This is a genomic window from Oceanicola granulosus HTCC2516 (genome assembly GCF_000153305.1).
Lineage (GTDB): Bacteria > Pseudomonadota > Alphaproteobacteria > Rhodobacterales > Rhodobacteraceae > Oceanicola > Oceanicola granulosus.
This window is the reverse complement of sequence record NZ_CH724107.1, coordinates 806,459-828,959: the sequence shown is the minus strand read 5'-3', so window position 1 is coordinate 828,959 and position 22,501 is coordinate 806,459. Positions and strand designations below refer to the sequence as shown.

Here is a 22,501-nt window from a genome sequence, read left to right as displayed (position 1 = left end):
CGCCGCGGTCGCTTCGGCGGCGGCCACTGCCTCGAGTTCGGCGGCCTTCTTCTCGACCTGCTCGACGATGTGGTCGACCATCTGGTCGTTGCTCATCCGGTGGCTCTGCTTGCCGGCGAGGTAGACCATGCCGTTCCCTGCCCCGCCGCCGGTGAAGCCGACATCCGTCATCAGCGCCTCGCCGGGACCGTTCACGACGCAGCCGATGATGCTCAGGCTCATCGGCGTCTTGATGTGCGCCAGCCGCTCCTCGAGCGCCTCGACCGTCTTGATCACGTCGAAGCCCTGCCGCGCGCAGGACGGGCACGAGATGATGTTGACGCCGCGGTGGCGCAGGCCGAGCGACTTCAGGATCTCGTAGCCCACCCGCACCTCCTCGACCGGATCGGCCGAGAGCGAGACGCGGATCGTGTCGCCGATCCCCATCCAGAGCAGGTTGCCGAGGCCGATGGCGCTCTTGATCGTGCCCGACATCAGCCCGCCGGCCTCGGTGATGCCGAGGTGGATCGGCGCGTCGGTGGCGTCGGCGATGCCCTGGTAGGCGGCGGCGGCGAGGAACACGTCGGACGCCTTCACGGAGATCTTGAACTCGTGAAAGTCGTTGTCCTGCAGGATCCGGATGTGTTCGAGCCCGCTCTCCACCATCGCCTCGGGGCACGGCTCGCCGTATTTCTCGAGCAGGTGGCGCTCGAGCGAGCCGGCGTTCACGCCGATGCGCATCGAGCAGCCGTGATCGCGGGCGGCGGCGATGACCTCGCGCACCCGGATCTCGTCGCCGATGTTGCCCGGGTTGATCCGCAGGCAGGCGGCGCCGGCCTCGGCGGCCTCGATGCCGCGGCGGTAGTGGAAGTGAATGTCGGCGACGATCGGTACCGGGCTTTCGCGCACGATCTCCTTCAGCGCCTTCGCCGACGCTTCGTCGGGGACCGAGACGCGCACGATGTCGGCCCCGGCCTCGGCGGCGGCCTGGACTTGGGCGACGGTGCCGGCGACGTCGGTGGTCAGCGTGTTCGTCATCGTCTGGACGGAGATCGGCGCGTCGCCCCCGACAGGCACGGAGCCGACCATGATCTGGCGGCTCTTGCGACGGTAGATGTTGCGCCACGGGCGGACGTGATTGAGCGACATGGGGATCCCTTCGGAGCCGTTGGACCGGGAATGCGGGCTTCGGGCGGAACCTATGCCCCGCGCGGCGGCCGGGCAACCGGGCGCGTCACTCGGCCGCCGGCTGCTCCAGCGGCGCGGCGGCGGCGCCCGCGTCGGCCACCCGGACGATCTCCGACAGGTCGGAATCGGCGTTGATGTCGGCGACCTGGTAGCGCTCGAGAAGCGCCTCCGACGACAGGGCGACGTTGCTCGTCACCGCGCCGTTCGGGCCGACGGGGCCGTAGTGGTTGCCGTTGACGGCGAAGTAGACCGCGCCGCTCTCGCCGATGCGCAGCGTCGCCGGCTCCTCGGTCTGCGGGACGGTGTAGGTGTCGCCATGCTCCATGATCGTCTCGAAGAGCACCGACCCGTCCGGCCCCGTCACCCGCACCCACGCATCGCGCGCGGCGACGAGCTGCACGGCGGGAAGCGGGTCTTCCGTCACCTGCACGGTGCCGTCGATCAGCGCGTCGGGCGACTGGCCCGCCACCTCGAGCATCCCCGGGCCGGCGGACTCCGCACCGGCGCCGAGCGCCTCGGCCACGGCCTGCTCGACGGCGTCGGTGTTCTCGACGGGCGAGCCCGCCGCGCCGGCACCGGCGTAGAAGGGCCGTGCCCCGGGATCGTTGGTGTCGACATCGACCGTCAGCGCGCCGGAAGCGTGCGGGTTGAGCGTCGAGATCGGCGCGTCGCGGGCGACCATAACCGGCACGTCGAGCGCCTGCGGACGGTAGAGGCGATCATAGGCCGCGCCGCCGCTCGCGGGCGCGGCGAGACCGGCGGCCAGGGTCGCGCCCTCGCCGCTCCGCGGGGCGTTGCCTCCGGCGAGCGGATCGAGATCGGCCATAACCGTCGGCGCCTGCTCGACGGGGGCGAACTGGACCTTCTGCACCTCGTTCAGCACGCTGTAGCCGCCGTAGCCGAGGCCGCCGATCAGCGCCAGCAGCACCACGACGGAGCCCACCGCGCCCGGCTCGATGCGCGAGAACATCGCCTCGCCGGAGGGCACGAACGGCGTGCGCGGGGTGGCGAACATGTCGACGTCGCCCTTCGGCTTCATCCGCTCCTCGCGCACCGCCTTGGCGGTGGAGGCGGCGGACGACATGCCGTGCATCGTCTCGAACCCGCTCTCGCGGCAGAACGTGTCGAAGGCCCATTCCGGGTCCATGCCGAGATAACGCGCGTAGGAGCGCACGTAGCCGGCGATGAAGCCCGGCGTCTCGAAGGCGGAGGGGTCGGCGTTCTCGATGGCGGCGATGTAGGCGGCCTTGATCTTCAGCTCGCGCTGGACATCGAGCAGGCTCTTGCCGAGCGTCGCCCGCTCGCCGCGCATCATGTCCCCGAGACGCATCTCGAAACCGTCGAAACCGCTCGGCTTCTCCGGGGACTCATGCCTATCGCGTCTGATACCGCGATTCATCATGGGATGTCCGCCTGCCCTGCTTGTCCCTACTTATCCACAACCGACGATTCGATCCAGCCGGGATTACTCAGACAACTAACATAGGGGCATATTGGTTGCACCCGCAGATCAAGTCAGCCCGCGAGCTGCTGGCGGTTTAACGCGCAGTGCGACCAGAGCTGGTCGAGCGCCGTCACCAGCTTGTCGACCTCCCCCGGCCCGTGCACCGGCGAGGGGGTGAAACGCAGCCGCTCGGTGCCGCGGGGCACCGTCGGGAAGTTGATCGGCTGGACGTAAATGCCGTGTTGTTCCAACAGCATGTCCGAGATGTTCTTGGTGTGGACCGGGTCGCCCACGATCAGCGGAACGATGTGGCTGCCGTGGTCGATGATCGGCAGGCCGAGGCCCTTGAGCCGGGTCTTCAGCACCTTCGCGCCGGTCTGGTGCGCCTCGCGCAGGGCCTGGTCGCCCTTGAGATGCCGGACAGATGCCGCGGCACCGGCTGCGATGGCCGGTGGCAGCGACGTGGTGAAAATGAAGCCGGGTGCATAAGATCTGATCGCATCGCACATCCGCGCCGACGCGGCGATGTAGCCGCCCATCACCCCGAACGCCTTGCCGAGCGTGCCGTTGACGATGTCGATTCGGTGACCGAGCCGGTCGCGCTCGGCGACGCCGCCGCCGCGCGGGCCGTACATGCCCACCGCGTGCACCTCGTCGAGGTAGGTCAGCGCGCCGAACTCGTCGGCGAGGTCGCAGATCTCGGCGATCGGGCCGAAATCCCCGTCCATCGAGTAGACCGACTCGAAGGCGATCAGCTTGGGCGCGGCCGGATCGTCGGCCTCGAGCAGCTCGCGCAGGTGGGCGACGTCGTTGTGGCGGAAGATCCGCTTGGCGCCGCCGTTGCGCCGGATGCCCTCGATCATCGACGCGTGGTTGAGCGCGTCGGAATAGATGATGAGGCCGGGAAACAGCTTGGGCAGGGTCGACAGCGACGCGTCGTTGGCGATGTAGGCGGAGGTGAAGACCAGCGCCGCCTCCTTGCCGTGCAGGTCGGCGAGCTCGGCCTCGAGCTGCTTGTGGTAGATCGTGGTACCCGAGATGTTGCGCGTCCCGCCCGAGCCGGCGCCGGCATTGTCGACGGCCTCGTGCATCGCCGCGAGCACGTCGGGGTGCTGGCCCATGCCGAGGTAGTCATTGCCGCACCAGACGGTGATCCGCTGCTCGCTGCCGTCGGGCCGGGTGCGCACCGCGTGGGGGAAGTGGCCGCGCCGCCGCTCGATGTCGATGAAGGTCCGGTAGCGGCCTTCGTCGTGCAGCCTTTGCAGGGCACCGTCGAGCTGTGCGTCGTAGTCCGTCACCCGGATCACCTCGTGTCTTGCTGTGTCCTAGTGCTTACCGCGTGCCGCCCTTCCGGGCAATTGCCCGACCATGGTCCTCATGTCGCACCTCTCCGAGAAGTGACGATTCTTGCAGGGGGACGTGGGCGGATGCTTACCCCGCGCCTCGCTGGACACCGCAAGGCCGCCTGTTAGGCTCGCCGCCGATCCTCCACGCAGAAAGGAAGCCCATGTCGCTCGACAAGGTTCTCGCCCAAATCGACGCCGATCTCGACGCCTCGCTCGAGCGGCTGAAGGAGCTGCTCCGGGTGCCGTCGATCTCCACCGATCCGGCCTACCGCGACGATTGCGCCCGCGCCGCCGACTGGCTGGTGAACGACCTCCAGAGCCTCGGCCTCGCCGCCGAGGCGCGCCCGACGCCGGGCCACCCGATGGTCGTCGGCAAGGGCGGCGACGGGGCGCGGCACCTGCTGTTCTACGGGCACTACGACGTCCAGCCCGTCGACCCGCTCGAGCTGTGGCACCGCGATCCGTTCGATCCGGCCGTCGAGGAGACCGCCGACGGCAAGGTGATCCGCGGCCGCGGGGCGGCCGACGACAAGGGCCAGCTGATGACCTTCGTCGAGGCCTGCCGCGCCTGGATCGCGGTGCACGGCGAGCTGCCGGTGAAGGTGACGATGTTCTTCGAGGGCGAGGAGGAGAGCGGCTCGCCGTCGCTGGTGCCGTTCCTCGAGGAGAACGCCGACGAACTGTCGCGCCCCGACATCGCGCTGATCTGCGACACCGGCCTGTTCGACCCCGAGACCCCGGCCGTCACCACCCAGCTGCGCGGCCTGCTCGGCGAGGAGCTGACGATCACCGGCCCCGCCATGGACCTGCATTCCGGCAGCTACGGCGGCGCCGCGCGAAATCCGATCCGGGTGCTGTCGCGCATCATCGCGAGCCTGCACGACGACGACGGCCGCATCACCGTTCCCGGCTTCTACGACGGCGTGCCGGAGATCTCCGACGAGCTGCGCGCCCAGTGGGCGGGGCTCGGCTTCGACGCCGACGGCTTCCTCGGCGCGGTCGGCCTGTCGGAGCCGGCGGGCGAGAAGGGGCGCTCGGCGCTCGAGATGATCTGGGCGCGCCCGACCTGCGAGGTCAACGGCATCAGCGGCGGCTACACCGGCGACGGCTTCAAGACGGTGCTGCCCTCGAAGGCGACGGCCAAGATCTCCTTCCGCCTCGTCGGCGAGCAGGACCCGCACGCGATCCGCAAGAGCTTCCGCGCCATGGTCGAGGCGATGCTGCCGCCCGACTGCTCGGCCGAGTGGCACGACCACGGCGCCTCGCCCGCCTCGGTGATGAGCACCGACGACCTGGCCTTCGAGAAGGCCCGGCAGGCGCTCTCCGACGAATGGCCCCGGCCCGCCGCCTTCACCGGCGCCGGCGGCTCGATCCCGATCGCGGGATATTTCAAGACCATCCTCGGGCTCGACTCGATGCTGATCGGCTTCGGCCGCGACGACGACCTGATCCACTCGCCCAACGAGAAGTACCACCTGTCGAGCTTCCACCGCGGCATCCGCAGCTGGGCGCGCATCATCGACGCGCTGAAGGACTGACGACGCGAGCGGTGGTCGCGCGCGCGAGGCGTGAGCGCGACCACCCCGCCGGTCATCGCGGCCGGTGTCAGCTGTAGCCGAGCCGTTCGCGCATGAAGGCGAGCGCGACGGACAGGCCGTCGGGCGCGATGCCGTGGGCGGTGCCCTTCATCACGTGGGCGAAGACCTCGCTCCAGCCCGCCGCCTGCAGCGCCTCGGCGGCCTGCGGCATGGACTGGACCGGCACCACGTCGTCCTGGTCGCCGTGCACCAGCAGCACCGGCGGGCGCGAGACGACCTCGTCGGCCAGCAGCTCGGGCTCGAGCAGGCGGCCCGAGAAGGCGCAGACGCCGGCAACCGGGTCCTCGCGGCGCGGCAGCACGTGCAGCGCCATCATCGTGCCCTGGGAGAAGCCGAAGACCATCACCTGCTCGGGCAGCAGGTCCTCGTCGACCATCACCCCGTCGAGGAACGCGTCGAGATCGGCGGCGGCGCGGTAGGCGCCCTGGCGGCTCTCCTCCTCGGAGGAATTGTCGATCCACGGGATCGGGAACCATTGCAGCCCCATCGGCGCGCCGGCGCACATCTCGGGGGCGTCGGGCGCGAGGAACAGCGTGTCGGGCATGTGCTCGGCGAGCGGGTCGGCGAGGCCGATCAGGTCGGCCCCGTTGGCGCCGTAGCCGTGCAGGAACACCACCGCCGAGCGCATCTCGCCCGACAACGGCTCGCGTCGCTCCGCCTTCAGTGCGCGGGTTACCATGTGCCCTCCCTGCCCTTCACGTGGAGGTAGTAGACCCACAGCGCACGGGCCGCAACCGAGCGCCAGGGCGACCATGCCTCCGACATCGCCCGCAGCGCCTTCTCGCTCGGGCGCTCGGGGAGGTCGAAGAGCAGCCGCGCGGCCTCGCGCAGGGCGATGTCACCGGGGGCGAAGACGTCGGCGCGGCCGAGCGAGAACATCGCATAGATCTCGGCGGTCCACGGGCCGATCCCCGGCACCGCCGTCAGGGTGCGCAGCACATCGGCGGTGGGGGCGGTGCGCAGGGCCGGGTAGTCGAGCCGGGCGGCGGCGAGCGCGCGGGCGTAGCGCTGCTTGGGGCGGGTCAGGCCGACGTCGCGCAGCAGCTCGTCGCTGGCGGCGGCGACGGCGTCCTCGCCCGTCAGCCCCGCCGCCTCGCAGCGCGCCCAGATGGCGCGGGCCGAGGCGAGCGAGACCTGCTGGCCGACGATCGCGCAGAACAGCTCGGCGAACCCGTCGGGGCGGCGGCGCACCGGCATCGGCCCGCCGAGCCGCACCGCCTCGGCGAAGCGCGGCTCGCGCGCCGACAGCCACGCCAGCCCCTCGGCGAGGCACGCCTCGCCCTCGATCAGCCGCTCGCCGCTCATCGCGCCCGCGCCCAGCTCAGCGCCTGTGCCGGGGAGGTGACGCGCGCGGCCGCGGGCTCGGGCGGGCGGCGGATCATCAGAACCGGCAGCTCCAGCGCGCGCGCGGCGACGAGCTTGCTCGCCGACGCCTTGCCGCCGGCGTTCTTCACCACCAGCCAGTCGACCCCGAGCCGCGCGAACAGGGCCGCCTCCTCCTCGGCCGGAAACGGCGGGCGGCCGACGAGGTATTCGCCGTCGGCGAAGGGAAACGGCCCCGGCGCGGCGTCGATGCGGCGCACGATCAGCCGCCGCCCCTCGGCGAGGCCGGCGAAGCGCGACAGGGTCTGGCGGCCGGTGGCGAGGAACACAGTGGCACCGGGCGGGATGTGGTGGCGCGCCTCCTCCTCGCGCTCGATCTCGGTCCAGTCGTCGCCCGGCTGCGCCGCCCAGGGCGGACGGGTCAGGCGCAGGTAGGGGAGCGCGAGCTCGGCGCAGACCCGGACGGTGCGGGCGGTGATGGCGGCGGCGAAGGGATGGGTGGCGTCGACGAGTGCGGTGACGCCGTGGCTGGCGAGGTAGTCGCGGAACGCCGCCTCGCCGCCGAACCCGCCGATCCGCGTCGGCAGGCCGAGGTCCAGCGGCGCGCGCGTCGCCCCCGCCAGCGAAGCGATGGCCGGGATGCCCGCCCCGGCGAGCAGGTGCGCGAAGGTGCGGGCCTCGGCGGTCCCGGCGAGCAGCAGCAGCGTCATTGCGGGCCGCTCTGCTCGAGGATGCCGCCCTGCCGGTCGACGACCACCACGTCGACCGCGATCTGCGGCCCCGCCAGCGCCTGCGCCGCCGCCTGCGCGCGCCTGGCAATCTCGTGCGCGAGATGGGGCGCGTGGCTCAGCGCCTCCAGGACGGTGTTGGCGTCGGCCACCGCGGGCACGCGCGCCCATTCGGCCAGCGCGGCGAGGTCGGCCTGGCTGCGGCCGGAATGGAGGTCGGTCGCCCCCTGCGCCAGCTTGGCGAGCTTGCCCGGCCCGCCGCCGATGGTCAGCCGGGCGACGGGATGGCGGCGCAGGTACTTGATCAGGCCGCCGGCGAAGTCGCCCATGTCGAGCATCGCGTGGACCGGCAGCGCGTGGAGCGCCTGCACCGTGCGTTCGCTCGTCGCGCCGGTGCAGCCGGCGACGTGGGCCAGCCCGGCGGCGCGCGCGACGTCGATGCCCCGGTGGATCGACGCGATCCACGCGGCGCAGGAGAACGGCCGCACGATTCCCGTGGTGCCGAGGATCGACAGCCCGCCCTCGATGCCGAGGCGCGGGTTCCATGTCTTCTCCGCCAGCGCCGCGCCGCCGGGGACGGAGACGGTGATCTCGACATCGGGCGCCCGGCCGCGCTCGGCGGCGAGGGCGGCGACGACCTCGTCCATCATCGCGCGCGGCACCGGGTTGATCGCGGCCTCGCCCGGCGGGATCGGCAGGCCGGGCTTCGTCACGATGCCGACGCCCTCGCCGGCGCGGAACACCACGCCTCCCGCCGAGGCGGCGACCCGAACGCGGATCTCGGCGCCGTGGGTGACGTCGGGGTCGTCGCCCGCGTCCTTGACGATGCCCGCCGCCGCCCAGCCCGGCCCCTCGTCGCGCCACGCCACGGCGAAGGTCGGCGTCTCGCCGCGCGGCAGGGTGATCGTGACGGCGTCGGGCCACGTGCCGCCCCAGAGCCGCGTCAGCGCGGCCCGGGTGGCGGCCGTGGCACAGGCGCCCGTGGTCCAGCCACGGCGCAGCTCTCCCTGGGGCTTGCGGCTCATCGGGCGGACCTTAGCCGCCCCGCGCCGCGCCGCCAATCTGTGTCGCTCGGGCCGGTCGCCCTGTCGCACCCGCCCCTTTCGCGCGCCGCGCGGGCGCTGCATAACGAGGCCATGGATAGCGAGACTCCCCTGCCCGCCCTCGACTGGCCGGTCTTCGAGCCCGGCTGGGTGTGGCTGTGCGGTGCCGGGCCGGGCGATCCGGGCCTGCTGACGCTGCACGCGCTCAACGCGCTGCGCCAGGCCGACGTGGTGGTCTACGACGCGCTCGTCGACCAGGCGATCCTCGACTGGGCGCCGGGGGCGGAGCACCTCTATGCCGGCAAGCGCGGCGGCAAGCCCTCGGCGCTGCAGCGCGACATCTCGCTGCGCCTCGTCGAGCTGGCCCGCGCCGGCAAGCGGGTGCTGCGGCTCAAGGGGGGCGATCCGTTCGTGTTCGGGCGCGGCGGCGAGGAGGGGCAGACGCTGGTGCAGCACGGCGTGCCGATCCGCATCGTCCCGGGCATCTCGGCGGGGATCGGCGGGCTGGCCTATGCGGGCATCCCCGTCACCCACCGCGACGTCAACCAGTCCGTCACCTTCGTCACCGGCCACGACCAGTCCGGCGAGGCGCCCTCCTCGCTCGACTGGGCCGCGATCTCGCGCGGGAGCCAGGTGATCGTGATCTACATGGGGATCAAGCACATCGCCCGGATCGCCGGCGCCCTGCTCGACGCGGGCCGCCCGGCGGGCGAGCCGGTCGCGGTGGTGACCGAGGCGACGACGCCGGGCCAGAAGGTGCTCGAGACGACGCTGGGCGGGCTCGAGGCCGACCTCGCCGCCAGCGGGCTCGAGCCGCCGGCGATTATCTGCGTCGGCCGCTCGGTGCTGATGCGCCAGGTGCTCGACTGGCAGGCGATGGCGACCGGCGCGCCGGCCCGCGACCTCGATCCGCTCAAGCGCGGCCGGCCCGCCGAGAGCGCGTGAGCGGGCTGATCATCGCCGCCCCCGCCTCGGGGAGCGGCAAGACCACGGTGACGCTGGGCCTGCTGCGCGCGCTCGCGCGGGCGGGGGTGCCGGTGCGGGCGGCGAAATCGGGGCCGGACTACATCGATCCGCGCTTCCACGAGGCGGCCTGCGGGCGGGCCTGCGTCAATCTCGACGCCTGGGCGATGAGCCCGGCCCGCCTCGCCGCGCTGGCCGCCGGGGAGGGTCCGCTGATCGTCGAGGGCGCGATGGGCCTGTTCGACGCCGCCGCCGACGGGCGCGGCGCGACGGCGGACCTCGCGCGCACGCTGGGGCTGCCGGTGGTGCTGGTGGTGGACGCCGCGCGGATGGCGCAGTCGGTCGCGCCGCTGGTGGCAGGCTTCGCCGCGCACGACCCGGCGGTGCGCATCGCGGGGGTGATCCTCAACCGCACCGGCTCGCCGCGCCACGAGCGGTTGCTGCGCGCCGCGCTGGACGAGGTGCCGGTGCTCGGGGCGGTGCGGCGCGAGACGGACCTCGTCCACCCCTCGCGCCACCTCGGGCTGGTGCAGGCGGGCGAGCGGGCGGACCTCGAGGCGTTTCTCGAGCGCGCCGCCGATCTCGCCGAGGCCGCGCTCGACCTCGACGCCCTGCGCGCCCTCGCCGACGGTCCCGCCCTGCCGCCCGCGGCCGCGCCGCGGGTGCCGCCGCCCGCCCAGAGCATCGCGCTCGCCGCCGACGCCGCCTTCGCCTTCGCCTACCCGCACCTGCTCGCCGACTGGCGCGCCGCGGGGGCCGAGCTGCGCCCGTTCTCGCCCCTCGCCGACGAGCCCGCCCCCGCCGCCGACCTCGTGCTGCTGCCCGGCGGCTACCCCGAGCTCCATGCCGGCCGCCTCGCCGCCAACGGCCGCTTCCTCGCCAGCCTGCGGGGCCGCGCCGTCTACGGCGAGTGCGGCGGCTTCATGGTGATGGGCGAGGGGCTGGTCGACGCCGACGGCGCGCGGCACCGGATGGCGGGGCTGCTTCGGCTCGAGACCTCCTTCGCCGCGCGCCGCCTGCATCTGGGATACCGCCGCCTCGCCGCCCGCGCCGGGCCGTTTCCGGGGTGCTGGGCGGCGCACGAATTCCACTACGCGACGACGCTCAGGGCCGAGGGTGCGCCGCTCTTCGACGCCACCGACGCCGAGGGCACCCGCCTGCCGCCGATGGGCCTCGTTGAGGGCGCGGCGGCGGGCTCGTTCGCGCACCTGATCGATCTTGCCCCCGCGCGGGCCGGGGCGTAACGAGGCCGCCATGCATCCCACGCCCGACGACGCCAGAGCCCGCCGCAACATCGCGATCCTCGTTGCCGCGCAGGCGCTCATCGGCGCGCAGATGCCGATGATCTTCGTCATCGGCGGCCTCGCGGGCGCGATGCTCAGCCCCAACCCGTGCCTCGCGACGCTGCCGATCTCGATGATCGTCTTCGGCTCGATGACCACCGCGCCGTGGCTGTCGCCGTTCATGCAGAAGAACGGCCGCCGCGCCGGCTTCATGCTCGGCGCGCTCGGCGGCGCGCTGGGGGCGGCGACGGCGGCGGGCGGGCTCTATGCCGGCTCGTTCCCGCTGCTGCTTGCGGGGAGCTACCTGACGGGCATCTACATGTCGGCGCAGGGCTTCTTCCGCTTCGCCGCCGCCGACACCGCCTCCGAGGCGTTCCGGCCCAAGGCGATCTCCTACGTGATGGCGGGCGGGCTGCTCGCGGCGATCCTCGGGCCGCAGCTCAACAAGCTGACGCAGGGCACGCTGGTGGTGCCGTTCCTGGGCAGCTACCTCGCGGTGATCGCGCTCAATCTCGCGGGCGCGCTGCTGTTCCTGTTCCTCGACCTGCCCCGCGGCACCCGCCACGCGCCCGCGCCCGCCGACGCCGCGCCGCCGCGCCCGCGCCGCGAGCTGCTGCGCGATCCGCGCATCGCGGTGGCGATGATCTGCGCGATGGTGGCCTTCGCGCTGATGAACCTCGTGATGACCTCGACGCCGCTCGCCGTCGTCGGCTGCGGCTTCAGCGCCGCCAATGCCAACGACATTGTCTCGGCGCACGTCGTCGCGATGTACCTGCCGTCGTTCTTCACCGGCCACCTGATCGCCCGCTTCGGCGCGCTGCGCATCGTCGCGACCGGCCTCGTGATCCTCGCCGCCGCCGGCGCGGTGGGCCTGTCGGGGATCACGCTGGGGCATTTCTTCGTCACGCTGGTGCTGCTGGGCCTCGGGTGGAACTTCGGCTTCATCGGCGCGACCACGATGCTGACCGCCGCGCACAGGCCGTCCGAGAAGGGCGTGGTGCAGGGCATGAACGACTTCGCCGTCTTCGGCCTCGTCACCCTCGCCTCGGTCGCCTCGGGCGGGCTGCTCAACTGCTCGGGCGGCACCCCGCGCGAGGGCTGGATCGCCGTCAACCTCGCGATGGGCCCGTTCCTGCTGGTCGCCTTCGGCGCGCTGGTGTGGCTCGCCATGACTCGCCGCCGGGGGGCTGTGCAGGCCTGAGGCCGGGCTGGACGGGTGAGAGGTGGGCCTGCTAGCGGCCCTTGAACAAAGTGCCGAAGACGCCGCGGACGATGCGGCGGCCGGTGGTGCCCCTGAGCTCCTTGACCAGCGCGCCCCTCAGGGCCCCGCCGATGGACTCGTCGCGCTCGATGCGGCGCGCGCGGCCGCCGCGGCCGCCGCCGCCGTCCCAACGGCGGGCGTGGGAGAATTCGCGCTCCTCCGGCACCGGCTCGGGCGCGGTCTCGGCCGCCTCGGCCTCGCGGGCGGCGGCGTCGGCGCGGGCGGCGAGCATCTCGGCGGCGCTCTCGCGGTCGAGGCGCTGGCCGTACTTCTCGCCGAGCAGCGATGCCTTGAGCAGCGCCGCCCGTTCGGCCGGAGTGATCGGGCCGAGCTGCGACGAGGGCGGGCGGATCAGGGTGCGCTGCGCCACGCCGGGCACGCCCTTGCGCTCGAGCAGCGACGTCACCGCCTCGCCGGTGCCGACCTCGGAGATCGCCTGCGCGGTGTCGAAGGCGGGGTTGTCGCGGTAGGTCTCGGCCGCCTGCTTCAGCGCGCGGCGGTCCTTCGCGGTGAAGGCGCGCAGGGCGTGCTGGACGCGGTTGCCGAGCTGGCCGAGCACGTCTTCGGGCACGTCGGCGGGATTCTGGGTCACGAAGTAGACGCCCACCCCCTTGGAGCGGATCAGCCGGGCGACCTGCTCGACCTTGTCCACCAGCGCCTTGGGCGCGTCGTCGAACAGCAGGTGCGCCTCGTCGAAGAAGAACACGAGCTTCGGCCTGTCGGGGTTGCCGACCTCTGGGAGCTCCTCGAACAGCTCCGACAGCAGCCACACCAGGAACGTCGCGTAGAGCCGGGGCGAGGCCATCAGCTCGTCGGCGGCGAGGATGTTGATCTGCCCGCGCCCGTCGGGGGCGCGCGTCATCATGTCGGCGAGGTCGAGCGCCGGCTCGCCGAACAGCGCCGCGCCGCCCTGGTTCTCGAGCACCAGCAGCGCGCGCTGGATCGCGCCGACGGACGCGGCGGCGACGTTGCCGTAGCGCAGCGACAGGTCGTCGGCGTTCTGACCGACCCAGAGGAGCAGCGCCTGCAGGTCCTCGAGGTCGAGAAGCGGCAGGCCCTGGTCGTCCGCGGCGCGGAAGGCGACGTTCATCACCCCCTCCTGCGCGTCGCTGAGATCGAGCAGGCGCGACAGCAGCAACGGCCCCATCTCGGCGACGGTGGTGCGGACCGGGTGGCCCTGGCGGCCGAACAGGTCCCAGAAGGTGACGGGCATCGCGGCGTAGGCGAGGTCGAGCCCGATGGTGGAGGCGCGCTCGGTGAAGGCGCCGTGGAGCTTGTGCAGATCCGAGCCGGCCTTGGCGAGGCCGGACAGGTCGCCCTTCACGTCCGACAGGAACACTGGGACGCCGGCGGCGGAGAAGCCCTCGGCGAGGATCTGCAGCGTCACCGTCTTGCCGGTGCCCGTCGCGCCGGCGATCAGGCCGTGGCGGTTGGCGTACTCGAAGAGCAGGTGCTGCGGCGTGCCGTAGCCCGCGCCCGCTCCGCCGATGAAGAGGCCCTCGTCCATTCCGCTGCCCTGCCCTCGTTGCTGCACCCGATCCGGCGCGACCGCGCCCGCCCGGGCGACAATACTAAATTAAGACCCCTGTGCCATAAGGATGCCGTCCGGCTCGTCGAAAGGCCGGACTGACTTCCTCCCTGTCAGACTTGCCGCGCCTTCGGGCGCGGCTTTTTTCCGTGCCGTCGCTGGCGTGGCCGGCGGGATCCGCCCCAGCCCGCGGCCATGACCCGCCGCCCCCGCGAGCACGGCCGGTGACGCGGCGTCGGCGGGGCGATTTATTCCCTGTTGACGGATGGTCCGCTGTTTCGTAGCGTCCGCCTCATAAGTCGGCCAAGTCCGGCAGGGAGAACAGGAGAAGGGTCCGAGGGGGCCCTTTTCTTTTGGTGGAACAACATCTTCCATGTCCTCCTCGCAGCGCCGCGAGGAGGCCGGTTTTCTGCCTGACAGCCTACCACGCCCATGCTAGAGACCGCCGAGATCAACACGGCCAGACCAATATGGACGGACCCATGCTGAGCAGATTCACCACCCTCACCCTATCCCTGATGCTGGCCGCCGCCGCGCCGCTGGCCGCGCAGGAGAGCCCCGACGCCCCCGCCGAGGCCACGGAGGCCCCCGCCCCCGACGCGCCCGAGACCGCGCCCGTACCGGACCTCGATCTCGGCGAGCCGGTCGACGACACCACCGCCGCCGCGGGCGACGAGGTCGGCCAGCCCTACATCCGCGAGGAATTCGGCGACTGGGCGATGCGCTGCATCCGCGCGCCCGAGGGGCAGGCCGATCCGTGCGAGCTCTACCAGCTGCTGCTCGACGGCGACGGCAACGCGGTCGCCGAGTTCAGCGTCGTGCCGCTGCCCGACGGCGGCGAGGTGGTGGCCGGGGCGACCATCGTCGCGCCGCTCGAGACGCTGCTGACCGAGGCGCTGGTGCTGCGCGTCGACGGCGGCGAGGCCCGCCGCTACCCGTTCCGCTTCTGCAACCGCGCCGGCTGCGTGGCGCAGGTCGGCCTGACCAACGCGCAGGTCACCCAGTTCAAGCGCGGCGCCGCCGCGACGCTGACCATGGTGCCCGCCGCCGCGCCCGACCAGACGGTGACGCTCGACGTGTCGCTGTCGGGCTTCACCGCAGGCTACGAGGCCACCGAGTAAGGCGGGGGCGGCGGCGCGGTCGGCGCCGTCGGCATTTGCATATTTAGGGCCAGATGAAGAGGCGCCGCTCCGGTTGGGGCGGCGTCTCGTCGTTCAGGCGGCGCGCAGGGCGAGGACGGCGTTGAGGCCGCCGAAGGCGAAGGCGTTGGAGAGCGCCACCTCGACCTTGGCCTCGCGCGCCTCGTTGGGCACCACGTCGAGGGCGCATTCCGGGTCGGGCTCCTCGTAGCCGATCGTCGGCGCGATCACCCCGTCGCGCACCGCCATGATGCAGGCGAGCAGCTCGACGGCGCCGGTGCCGCCGATCAGGTGGCCGTGCATCGACTTGGTCGAGGAGATCATCAGCGTGTCGGCATGGGCCCCGAAGGCGTCGGACACGGCGGCGCACTCGGTCTTGTCGTTGGCGGCGGTGCCGGTGCCGTGGGCGTTGATGTAGCCGACCGTCTCCTTGTCGATCCGCGCGTCCGTCACCGCGCCGAGGATGGCGCGCGCGGCGCCCTGCTTGGAGGGCATGACGATGTCGGCGGCGTCGGAGGTCATCGCGAAGCCGATCACCTCGGCGAGGATCTCGGCGCCGCGCGCGCGGGCGTGCTCGTATTCCTCAAAGACGAAGATCCCCGCGCCCTCGCCCTGCACCATCCCGTTGCGGCGCAGGCTGAAGGGCCGGCAGGCGTCCTTGGACATCACCCGCAGCCCCTCCCACGCCTTCACGCCGCCGAAGCACATCATCGATTCCGACCCGCCCGTGACCATCGCGGTGCAGGCCCCCGAGCGGATCAGCCAGAACGCCTGGCCCATCGCATGGTTGGAGCTCGAACAGGCGGTGGCGACGGTGAAGGACGGGCCCTTGAGGTTCCACTCCATCGAGACGTGGCTGGTGGCGGCGTTGTTCATCAGCTTGGGCACGACGAACGGGTGGACGCGGTTCTTCCCCTCCTCGTAGACCGAGCGGTAATTCTCGTCCCACGTCGTCACCCCGCCCCCGGCGGTGCCGAGCACCACGCCCGAGCGTGCCGCGAGCTCGCCGGCGAAGCTCAGGCCGGACTGGCCGATCGCCTCGCGCGCGGCGAGCAGGGTGTATTGGGTGAAGCGGTCGTAGAGGGCGATCTGCTGGCGGTTGAAGTGGGCGTGCTCGTCGTAGCCGCGCACCTGCCCGCCGATGCGGATGGCGAGCCGGTCGACGTCGCGGAAGTCGAGCGGGCCGATGCCGCAGCGCCCCTCGCGCATCGCCTCGAACGTGCCGGGCACGTCGTGGGCGAGCGCATTGATCGTCCCCGCGCCGGTGATGACAACCCGCTTCAAGCCGCTCATGCGTCGGTCTGTTCGCGGACGAGCTTCTCCACCGCCGCGACCATCGTGCGCACCGACGAGATGTCGAATTCGCTGTCGGCCGGGTCGTTGGCGTTGAAGGGGACGGAGATGTCGAAGGCTTCCTCGATGGCGAAGATGCTCTCCACCAGCCCGAGGCTGTCGATGCCGAGATCGGCCAGCGTCATGTCCATCCGCACGTCGCCCGGCTCCATCAGCGCCTGCTCGGCGATGATCTCGACGACCTTGTCGCGCACTTGCATCGGTTCCGCCTCTGTCATGGGCGTTGATCTAGTCACTCGGGCGGTCATTTGGAACCGCTTTCTTGGACGCGGCGAGGTCGCGCAGGATGCGCGGCAGGCGGCGCAGGGCCTTGTAGCTCTCGAGGTGGCGCGCCATCGGGACGGCCGGGTAGCCGAGCATCACCCGCCCCGCCGGGACCGACGACAGCAGCACCGTGCCGCCGCCCGTGACGACGTCATCGCCGATGGTGATGTTGTCCGTAACCCCCGTCGCGCCGCCGAGCACGACGCGGTCGCCGATGGTGACGGAGCCGGCGATGCCGACATGACCGCAGATCAGGCAATCCTCGCCGATCACATCGTTGTGAGCCACCTGCACGAGGTTGTCGACCTTGCTGCGGTTGCCGATCCGGGTCGGGCGGATGGTGCCGGCATCGATGGAGGTGTTGGAGCCGATCTCCACGTCGTCGCCGATCTCGACGCCGCCCAGCGAGTGGATGCGGTGCCAGACGGCGTCGTCCGGGTCGGCGGGCGGTTCGAGGCGGTTGTCGCCCAGGCTGGCGCGGGCGCGCTCGACGTTGGCGGTCTCGCGGGTGACAAAGGAGAAGCCGTCGCCGCCGATCACCGCGTTGGGCTGCACGGTGACGCGGTCGCCGATGCGCACCCGCCGCCCGACGCGGGCGCCCGCGTGGAGCAGGCCGTCTTCGCCGATCACCGCGCCGGGGGCGACGGTGACGTGGGCCAGCAGCTGGGTGCGCGCGCCGATGATCGCGCCCTCGCCGACGACGCAGAGCGGGCCGATCATCGCGCCGGGGCCGATCTCGGCGTTGGGCGAAATGACGGCGGAGGGATGGATGCGCTCGTCGCCGGCGTAGCCCGGGTCGAGCATCTGCGTCAGCCGCGCCATCGCCAGCCGCGCCCGGGGCGCGACGATCGCCGCCTCGAGCCCCAGCGCCTGCCAGTCCGCCCCCGGCCAGACCATCGCGGCGCGGGCGCGGCCCGCCTTGATCGCATCGGCGTAGGCGGGCGTCATCGCGAGCGCCAGTTCGTCCGGCCCCGCCGACGCGGGCTCGGCCGCGCCGGTGACGGTCAGGGAGACGGCGCCCAGAGCCTCCGCTCCGAGCGCCGTCGCGATGTCTTCGATGGTGTGCGTCATAAGCGGGCCCCTTTCGAGCCCCGCATTACAACCCCGCCGCGCCCACGGCCACCCCTGCCGCCGCCAGCGCGTCCCAGATCCGGCCGTCGCGTCCATAGGCGTCGGGCCGGAAGTTCACCACGCCGTCGGCGGTGGTGAAGGCGGTGCGGTAGACGAGGTGCACCGGCACCGGCGTCTCGAGGTTCACCCGGGTCTCGTTGCCGCTGTCGAGGCGGGTCTGGAAGAAGCCGACCGGATCGTCCTCCTGCGCCGCGAGCAGCGCGTGGGCGAACTCGTAGGGATCGTCGAGGCGGATGCAGCCGTGGCTGAAGGTGCGCACGGTCTCGCTGAACAGGTGCTGCGAGGGCGTGTCGTGCAGGTAGATGTTGTAGCGGTTGGGGAACATGAACTTGACCTGCCCGAGCGCGTTGCTGCTGCCCGGCGGCTGGCGCATCGAGTAGGGGAAGGTGCGCGCGTTGTACTGGGAGAAGTTCACCGAATTCCGGTTCACGACGCGGCCGTTGCGGTCGATCACCTGCAGGTGGCTGACGGCGTTGCGGTTGCGGCGCAGCGACGGGAGGTACTCGTTGACCGTGATCGAGCGCGGCACGTACCAGCTCGGGTTGATGACCATGTGGTCCATGACGTCGGAGAACTCGGGCGTCTGGCGGTCGGCGTCGCCCGCACCGATGACGGACTTGGTGCGGAAGGTGACGTGGCCCTCGTCGACGACGGCGGCGGTGTAGTCGACGAGATTGACCCAGATGTGCCGCTGGCCGCGCTCGAGGTTGTTCATCCAGCGCTCGCGCTCCATCGCCACGAGCACCATCCTGAGCCGCTCTTCGAGGGGCACGTTGATCGCGTCGAGCGTGGCGCCGCCGACGACGCCGTCGGCGGTGAGGCCGACCGAGACCTGGAAGCGGCGCACGGCGGCCTCGAGGGCGGCGTCGAATTCCATCGACACGCTCGGCGCGAGGAAGCCCATCGCGGTCAGCCTGTCACGCAGTGCGACGACCTGCTCGCCGGTGGCGCCGCGCTCGAGACTGGCGGAGACGGTGGGGCCGTAGCCGCCGGCGTTGAGCTGCCGCTGCATCTCCATGCGGGCGCGCAGCAGGCGCTGGTACTCGGGCGAGGTCGGCGCGAGGGCGCGCAGGTAGCCCATCGGATTGCCGTCTGCGAAGCCCTTCAGCACCTCGAGCGGGTCCATGTAGAGAACTTCGCGCTTGATGAGCGGGATCACTTCGCCGGGGTCGAGCACGCCCGATTGCAGGTCGCGCGCGAAGGCGAGGAAGTAGCGGCTGAGCTCGACTTCGGCCTGGCCCTGCTCACGGGGCGTGCGGGCATTGGTCAGCAGCGCGCGCACCACGTCGGGATCGTAGCGCGACGCGGGCAGCCCGTGCGCCGGCGCCATCGCCAGCGCGGTGACGAAGGCGCTGCGGCGCTCCGCCGCCTCCTCGCCCGACCAGATGCCTTCGAAGTCGCGCGCGCGGTAAAAGGCGGCGAGGGTCTCGTCGCGCGCGGCGCGCTCGGCGACGGCCTGGCGGAACGCCGTGAGCCGGATCGTCTCGGCGCCGATCATCTGGGTGCCGCTGGCCTGCAGCCCCGTCGCCTGCGCGCGGGCCTCGGGCACGGCGGCGGCGGTCAGGATCGTCGCGGCGAGGGCGGCGGAGAGGGTGCGGATTACGGACGGCGACTTCATCTACGGAAACTCCGGGATAGGCAGCAGGAACACCGCCCCCGCGAGGGCCGGCTTTTGTTGAACATATTGAGGATCCCAACGCCGCACCATTTGAGCGGGTCCGCAAAAAGCGCGATCTCTCGGGAGGGGTTGCTCCGGGGCCACAATCGGCGGGTCTGGTTGTTGCTGCGCAAATTCCCGCCGATTCAGTCGATCTTAAGGAACCGCGGTGTAAGACCGGGTTCAGAATCGTGGTCGGGTGTGGCATAGAGGCTGTGCATCTGGGGATGAGATGGCAGAAACGCCTGCGGCAAACGTGGGCAAACAGGTAAGCGACGGGACAGGCGCACCACATGACTGACAAAACCGCGAGCTTAACTCGGCGTGGCCTGCTGCGCGCGTTCGCAGCGACCGCAATCTCCGCAGCACCCACCTACTCGGCAGCCGCTGGCTTCCTGCGCGGCTCCGGCGACGTCCGCCGCCTGCGCATGTACAACGGCCGCACCGGCGAGCAGATCGACATGATCTACTGGATCGACGGCCAGTACATCGCCGACGCGCTGCAGGAGGTGAACCACTTCATGCGCGACTGGCGCAACGGCCAGGTCGCCCCGATCGACACCCGCACCATCGATATCGCGACGGCCGCGCACAACCTCATGGATGTGTCCGAGCCGTACACCCTGATCTCCGGCTACCGTTCGCCGCAGACCAACGCGATGCTGCGCAGCAATTCGTCGGGCGTCGCGAAGAACTCCCTCCATCTGCAGGGCCAGGCGGCCGACCTGCGACTGTCGTCGCGCTCGGTCAGCCAGATGGCGCAAGCCGCCGCAGCCTGCCGCGCCGGTGGCGTCGGCCGCTACTCCGGCTCCAACTTCGTTCACATGGATTGCGGCGCGGTGCGCAGCTGGGGAAGCTAAAGACCCCGCCGATCCATCTCGAACTGGGCGCCCATCGGGCGCCTTTTTCGCGTGACCGACCCTCTCTTCTGCTCGACTGGCGGTGACTGATCCGCCGAGAGTTCGCCGTTCGTGACGTGGAAACCCCCGCGGCCGCTGCCGGTTCCAATATTCCGGCAATAATCTGCGCGCCGTCAGGCCGGCTTCCTTGACTTCAGCGCCTGGCAAACCATGCGCTGCCTCCGATCCTACCACACTTTCCGCCGGGTCAGCAGTCTCATCATCGTTACCGCGCCGATTTTCTGCGCCTTGACCGGTGCGCCGCCCGCATGCGCAACTGGCCTCACGACGTATTTCAAGAGAGACATTGCACCGATGAGCGACACCCAGACCAACGGCACCCAGCCGCCCGCGCAGATGGACCCAGAGATCGCCGGCAAGATCGCCTCCCTGCGCTCCACCCTGCGCGAGAATTTCGGTAAGATCGTCATGGCGATGATGATGGTGCCGCGCTACCGCAGCCAGATGCTCGGCGACCTGCAGCACCTGGTGCTCGACCCGATGCTGAAGGACCGCATCGCCATCGCCTACCGCGACCAGCCCCAGGACGACCCGGCCGCCGACATGAGCGGCTTCGCGATCTGGGCGAGCGTCTCGGAGGAGGTCGACGGCCGCATCCGCGAGCAGATCGCCAACGGCGTCTTCCCGGTGCGGCTCAAGCCCGACGAGTGGAACAGCGGCGACATCAACTGGCTGTTCGACGTCATCGCCTCCGACCGCGCGACCATCGCCACGGTCGTCGCCAACTTCCGCAAGGTGGTGAAGGAGGGCGACCTGCGGCTGCATCCGCTGATGACCCGGCTGATCGACACCGAGACGCTGCAGAAGATGGGCGCGCGCAGGACCGACGAAGCGGCGCCCGCCCCGGCCGGCGGCTAGAGCGCCGGCGCGGGGGCGGCGGCGCGGCGGGCGATGAAGGCTGCGTGGCTGTCGAGCGGCGCGAGCCGGGCGGCCACGTCGCGCGCGGTGTCGTCGATGTAGCGCGCGAGATCGGCGGGGCGCGCGGCGTCGACGAGCGGGTGATGCCGCGCCGGGCGCAGCCCCTGCCCCCACATCACCTGCAGCCAGCTCGGCACGTCGAACAGCTCGCCGTTGAACCGCACGATCTCGCCCCGCTCGGCGAACAACGCGATCTTCTCGGCCAGGCTGTCGGGCAGCGCCATGGTGCGGCAATGCTCCCAGAGCGCGCCGGGCCGCTCGGTCAGGTGGTAGTGCAGGATCAGGAAGTCGCGGGTCAGGGCGAAGTCGAACGCCATCTGCCGGTTGTACTGCGCCCGCAGCGCCGTGGCGTCGCCGCCCGGCGGGGGAAACAGCGCCAGCAGCCGCGCGATACCGGACTGCACCAGGTAGATCGACGTCGATTCGAGCGGCTCCAGGAAGCCGCTCGCCAGCCCCAGCGCGATGCAGTTGCGCCGCCAGAAGGCGCGCCGCCGCCCGGTGGTGAAGCGCAGCGGGCGCGACTCCCCCTGCGCCTCGCCGGGCAGCGTCGTCATCAGCGCGTCGTGAGCGGCGTCGTCGGTGGTGAAGGCGCTGGCATAGACGTGGCCGTTGCCCGTCCGGTGCTGGAGCGGGATCCGCCACTGCCAGCCCGCCGCCCGCGCGCTGGCGCGGGTGAAGGGGTCGAGCCTGCCGTCGCCGGCCGAGGCCACCGCCAGTGCCCGGTCGCAGGGCAGCCAGTGCGACCAGTCCTCCCAGCCCGCTCCCAGCGCCTCCTCGATCAGGAGGGCGCGAAAGCCGCTGCAATCGAGGAACAGGTCGCCCGAGAGGCGCGCGCCGCTCTCGAGCACCAGCGCCGCGATGTCGCCCGACGCCGTCAGCTCCGGCGCGCGCACCCGCCCCTCGCGGCGCACCACGCCGTGGGCCTCGGCGAAGCGGCGCAGGAAGGCGGCGTAGCGGGTGGCGTCGAAATGGTAGGCTGAAGCCGGCAGCCGTGCCGCCGCCGCGCCCGGCCGCACGCCGTAGAGCCCGCGCCGCGCGGCCTCGGCGTTGACGCTGAACGCCTCGAGCGGCAGCTCCCCGCCCTCGGCGTTGTAGCGCAGCCAGTACTGGTGAAACGGCGCCAGCGCGATCTTGCGCCCGACATCGCCGAAGCCGTGGAAATAGCGCGTGCCCTCGCGCTGCCAGCCGATGAACTCGATCCCCAGCTTGATCGTGCCGCCGGTGGCGCGCAGGAAATCGGCCTCGTCGATGCCGAGCCCCTCGTGAAACAGCCGCAGCTGCGGGATCGTCGCCTCGCCGACGCCGACGGTGCCGATCGCGTCGCTCTCCACCAGAGTCACGCTCAGGCGGTCGCCGAAGTAGCGCGACAGCGCCGCCGCCGCCATCCAGCCCGCCGTGCCGCCGCCGAGGATGACGACGCGCATGGGCGCGGGCG

Annotated in this window: 20 protein-coding genes; 7 read left to right on the top strand and 13 right to left on the bottom strand. The window is 71.7% G+C overall.

Annotated features, from left to right (window positions below):
• The 3 genes from ispG to hemA form a co-directional block, all read right to left on the bottom strand.
• Positions 1 to 1,128: flavodoxin-dependent (E)-4-hydroxy-3-methylbut-2-enyl-diphosphate synthase (ispG, locus tag OG2516_RS03880; RefSeq protein WP_007254312.1), on the bottom strand; the 1,128-nt coding region annotated here is incomplete at its 3' end.
• Positions 1,129 to 1,213: 85 nt separating this feature from the next.
• Positions 1,214 to 2,569: a helix-turn-helix domain-containing protein gene (locus OG2516_RS03875; protein WP_040614960.1), complete on the bottom strand. Its 1,356-nt coding sequence runs from the start codon at positions 2,567 to 2,569 to the stop codon at positions 1,214 to 1,216.
• A 113-nt stretch (positions 2,570 to 2,682) separates the two neighbouring features.
• On the bottom strand, positions 2,683 to 3,909 hold the full coding sequence (hemA, locus tag OG2516_RS03870) for a 5-aminolevulinate synthase (RefSeq protein WP_040615446.1): 1,227 nt from the start codon (positions 3,907 to 3,909) through the stop codon (positions 2,683 to 2,685).
• A 209-nt stretch (positions 3,910 to 4,118) separates the two neighbouring features.
• Here hemA and OG2516_RS03865 point away from each other — a divergent pair, with 209 nt between their 5' ends.
• Positions 4,119 to 5,495 carry a M20/M25/M40 family metallo-hydrolase gene (locus tag OG2516_RS03865; protein ID WP_007254309.1) on the top strand — a complete coding sequence of 459 codons (1,377 nt, stop codon included), beginning with the start codon at positions 4,119 to 4,121 and terminating at the stop codon, positions 5,493 to 5,495.
• 67 nt (positions 5,496 to 5,562) lie between these two features.
• On the opposite strand, the gene OG2516_RS03860 is transcribed toward OG2516_RS03865, so the two are convergent.
• From OG2516_RS03860 to OG2516_RS03845, 4 genes are read right to left on the bottom strand one after another with little or no spacing between them, the layout of a single operon-like run.
• Positions 5,563 to 6,234 (bottom strand): alpha/beta hydrolase, encoded by a 672-nt coding sequence (locus tag OG2516_RS03860; protein ID WP_040614959.1) that lies wholly within the window; start codon positions 6,232 to 6,234, stop codon positions 5,563 to 5,565.
• Complete coding sequence (locus OG2516_RS03855; RefSeq protein ID WP_007254307.1) at positions 6,228 to 6,860, bottom strand: DNA-3-methyladenine glycosylase family protein; 633 nt, start codon at positions 6,858 to 6,860, stop codon at positions 6,228 to 6,230. The genes OG2516_RS03860 and OG2516_RS03855 overlap by 7 nt, the downstream gene beginning before the upstream one ends.
• Positions 6,857 to 7,588, bottom strand: a complete 732-nt coding sequence (locus OG2516_RS03850) for a cobalt-precorrin-6A reductase (protein ID WP_007254306.1) — start codon at positions 7,586 to 7,588, stop codon at positions 6,857 to 6,859. The genes OG2516_RS03855 and OG2516_RS03850 overlap by 4 nt, the downstream gene beginning before the upstream one ends.
• Positions 7,585 to 8,631 carry a cobalt-precorrin-5B (C(1))-methyltransferase gene (locus OG2516_RS03845; protein ID WP_007254305.1) on the bottom strand — a complete coding sequence of 349 codons (1,047 nt, stop codon included), beginning with the start codon at positions 8,629 to 8,631 and terminating at the stop codon, positions 7,585 to 7,587. Before OG2516_RS03845 ends, OG2516_RS03850 begins: the two co-directional genes overlap by 4 nt.
• A gap of 111 nt (positions 8,632 to 8,742) precedes the next feature.
• Between OG2516_RS03845 and cobA the strand changes: the two genes are divergently transcribed.
• The 3 genes from cobA to OG2516_RS03830 are packed head-to-tail and all read left to right on the top strand — an operon-like array spanning position 8,743 to position 12,096.
• Positions 8,743 to 9,594, top strand: a complete 852-nt coding sequence (cobA, locus tag OG2516_RS03840) for a uroporphyrinogen-III C-methyltransferase (RefSeq protein ID WP_007254304.1) — start codon at positions 8,743 to 8,745, stop codon at positions 9,592 to 9,594.
• Positions 9,591 to 10,856, top strand: a complete 1,266-nt coding sequence (locus OG2516_RS03835; protein ID WP_007254303.1) for a cobyrinic acid a,c-diamide synthase CobB — start codon at positions 9,591 to 9,593, stop codon at positions 10,854 to 10,856. The genes cobA and OG2516_RS03835 overlap by 4 nt, the downstream gene beginning before the upstream one ends.
• A 10-nt stretch (positions 10,857 to 10,866) precedes the next feature.
• Complete coding sequence (locus tag OG2516_RS03830) at positions 10,867 to 12,096, top strand: MFS transporter (RefSeq protein WP_007254302.1); 1,230 nt, start codon at positions 10,867 to 10,869, stop codon at positions 12,094 to 12,096.
• Positions 12,097 to 12,127: 31 nt separating this feature from the next.
• Here OG2516_RS03830 and OG2516_RS03825 read toward each other — a convergent pair whose 3' ends face one another.
• Positions 12,128 to 13,663, bottom strand: a complete 1,536-nt coding sequence (locus OG2516_RS03825) for a helicase HerA-like domain-containing protein (RefSeq protein ID WP_007254301.1) — start codon at positions 13,661 to 13,663, stop codon at positions 12,128 to 12,130.
• A 503-nt stretch (positions 13,664 to 14,166) separates the two neighbouring features.
• Between OG2516_RS03825 and OG2516_RS03820 the strand changes: the two genes are divergently transcribed.
• Positions 14,167 to 14,805, top strand: a complete 639-nt coding sequence (locus OG2516_RS03820) for an invasion associated locus B family protein (protein ID WP_007254300.1) — start codon at positions 14,167 to 14,169, stop codon at positions 14,803 to 14,805.
• A 93-nt stretch (positions 14,806 to 14,898) separates the two neighbouring features.
• On the opposite strand, the gene OG2516_RS03815 is transcribed toward OG2516_RS03820, so the two are convergent.
• From OG2516_RS03815 to OG2516_RS03800, 4 genes are read right to left on the bottom strand one after another with little or no spacing between them, the layout of a single operon-like run.
• A complete protein-coding gene (locus OG2516_RS03815) occupies positions 14,899 to 16,107 on the bottom strand; it encodes a beta-ketoacyl-[acyl-carrier-protein] synthase family protein (protein WP_040615444.1) in 1,209 nt (402 codons plus the stop codon).
• Positions 16,108 to 16,112: 5 nt separating this feature from the next.
• Complete coding sequence (locus OG2516_RS03810; RefSeq protein ID WP_007254298.1) at positions 16,113 to 16,376, bottom strand: acyl carrier protein; 264 nt, start codon at positions 16,374 to 16,376, stop codon at positions 16,113 to 16,115.
• Positions 16,377 to 16,404: 28 nt separating this feature from the next.
• The gene (locus OG2516_RS03805; RefSeq protein WP_007254297.1) at positions 16,405 to 17,511 is read right to left on the bottom strand and encodes a UDP-3-O-(3-hydroxymyristoyl)glucosamine N-acyltransferase; all 1,107 of its coding nucleotides are present in this window, start codon (positions 17,509 to 17,511) and stop codon (positions 16,405 to 16,407) included.
• A 25-nt stretch (positions 17,512 to 17,536) separates the two neighbouring features.
• Complete coding sequence (locus OG2516_RS03800; protein WP_007254296.1) at positions 17,537 to 19,189, bottom strand: L,D-transpeptidase family protein; 1,653 nt, start codon at positions 19,187 to 19,189, stop codon at positions 17,537 to 17,539.
• A gap of 332 nt (positions 19,190 to 19,521) precedes the next feature.
• Here OG2516_RS03800 and mepK point away from each other — a divergent pair, with 332 nt between their 5' ends.
• Together mepK and OG2516_RS03790 are read left to right on the top strand one after the other, a co-directional pair.
• On the top strand, positions 19,522 to 20,088 hold the full coding sequence (gene mepK / locus OG2516_RS03795; RefSeq protein ID WP_040614958.1) for a peptidoglycan L,D-endopeptidase MepK: 567 nt from the start codon (positions 19,522 to 19,524) through the stop codon (positions 20,086 to 20,088).
• A 354-nt stretch (positions 20,089 to 20,442) separates the two neighbouring features.
• Positions 20,443 to 21,006, top strand: a complete 564-nt coding sequence (locus tag OG2516_RS03790; protein ID WP_007254294.1) for a toxin-activating lysine-acyltransferase — start codon at positions 20,443 to 20,445, stop codon at positions 21,004 to 21,006.
• On the opposite strand, the gene OG2516_RS03785 is transcribed toward OG2516_RS03790, so the two are convergent.
• Positions 21,003 to 22,490: a tryptophan halogenase family protein gene (locus OG2516_RS03785; RefSeq protein ID WP_007254293.1), complete on the bottom strand. Its 1,488-nt coding sequence runs from the start codon at positions 22,488 to 22,490 to the stop codon at positions 21,003 to 21,005. The genes OG2516_RS03790 and OG2516_RS03785 overlap by 4 nt on opposite strands.
• Between the last annotated feature and the right edge of the window lie 11 nt (positions 22,491 to 22,501).

Coding starts and splice junctions, on each gene's coding strand:
- OG2516_RS03875 (WP_040614960.1), bottom strand. CDS start 2,569: ATGATGAATCGCGGTATCAGACGCGATAGGCATGAGTCCCCGGAGAAG.
- OG2516_RS03865 (WP_007254309.1), top strand. CDS start 4,119: ATGTCGCTCGACAAGGTTCTCGCCCAAATCGACGCCGATCTCGACGCC.
- OG2516_RS03860 (WP_040614959.1), bottom strand. CDS start 6,234: ATGGTAACCCGCGCACTGAAGGCGGAGCGACGCGAGCCGTTGTCGGGC.
- OG2516_RS03855 (WP_007254307.1), bottom strand. CDS start 6,860: ATGAGCGGCGAGCGGCTGATCGAGGGCGAGGCGTGCCTCGCCGAGGGG.
- OG2516_RS03850 (WP_007254306.1), bottom strand. CDS start 7,588: ATGACGCTGCTGCTGCTCGCCGGGACCGCCGAGGCCCGCACCTTCGCG.
- OG2516_RS03845 (WP_007254305.1), bottom strand. CDS start 8,631: ATGAGCCGCAAGCCCCAGGGAGAGCTGCGCCGTGGCTGGACCACGGGC.
- cobA (WP_007254304.1), top strand. CDS start 8,743: ATGGATAGCGAGACTCCCCTGCCCGCCCTCGACTGGCCGGTCTTCGAG.
- OG2516_RS03830 (WP_007254302.1), top strand. CDS start 10,867: ATGCATCCCACGCCCGACGACGCCAGAGCCCGCCGCAACATCGCGATC.
- OG2516_RS03825 (WP_007254301.1), bottom strand. CDS start 13,663: ATGGACGAGGGCCTCTTCATCGGCGGAGCGGGCGCGGGCTACGGCACG.
- OG2516_RS03820 (WP_007254300.1), top strand. CDS start 14,167: ATGCTGAGCAGATTCACCACCCTCACCCTATCCCTGATGCTGGCCGCC.
- OG2516_RS03810 (WP_007254298.1), bottom strand. CDS start 16,376: ATGCAAGTGCGCGACAAGGTCGTCGAGATCATCGCCGAGCAGGCGCTG.
- OG2516_RS03805 (WP_007254297.1), bottom strand. CDS start 17,511: ATGACGCACACCATCGAAGACATCGCGACGGCGCTCGGAGCGGAGGCT.
- OG2516_RS03800 (WP_007254296.1), bottom strand. CDS start 19,189: ATGAAGTCGCCGTCCGTAATCCGCACCCTCTCCGCCGCCCTCGCCGCG.
- mepK (WP_040614958.1), top strand. CDS start 19,522: ATGACTGACAAAACCGCGAGCTTAACTCGGCGTGGCCTGCTGCGCGCG.
- OG2516_RS03790 (WP_007254294.1), top strand. CDS start 20,443: ATGAGCGACACCCAGACCAACGGCACCCAGCCGCCCGCGCAGATGGAC.
- OG2516_RS03785 (WP_007254293.1), bottom strand. CDS start 22,490: ATGCGCGTCGTCATCCTCGGCGGCGGCACGGCGGGCTGGATGGCGGCG.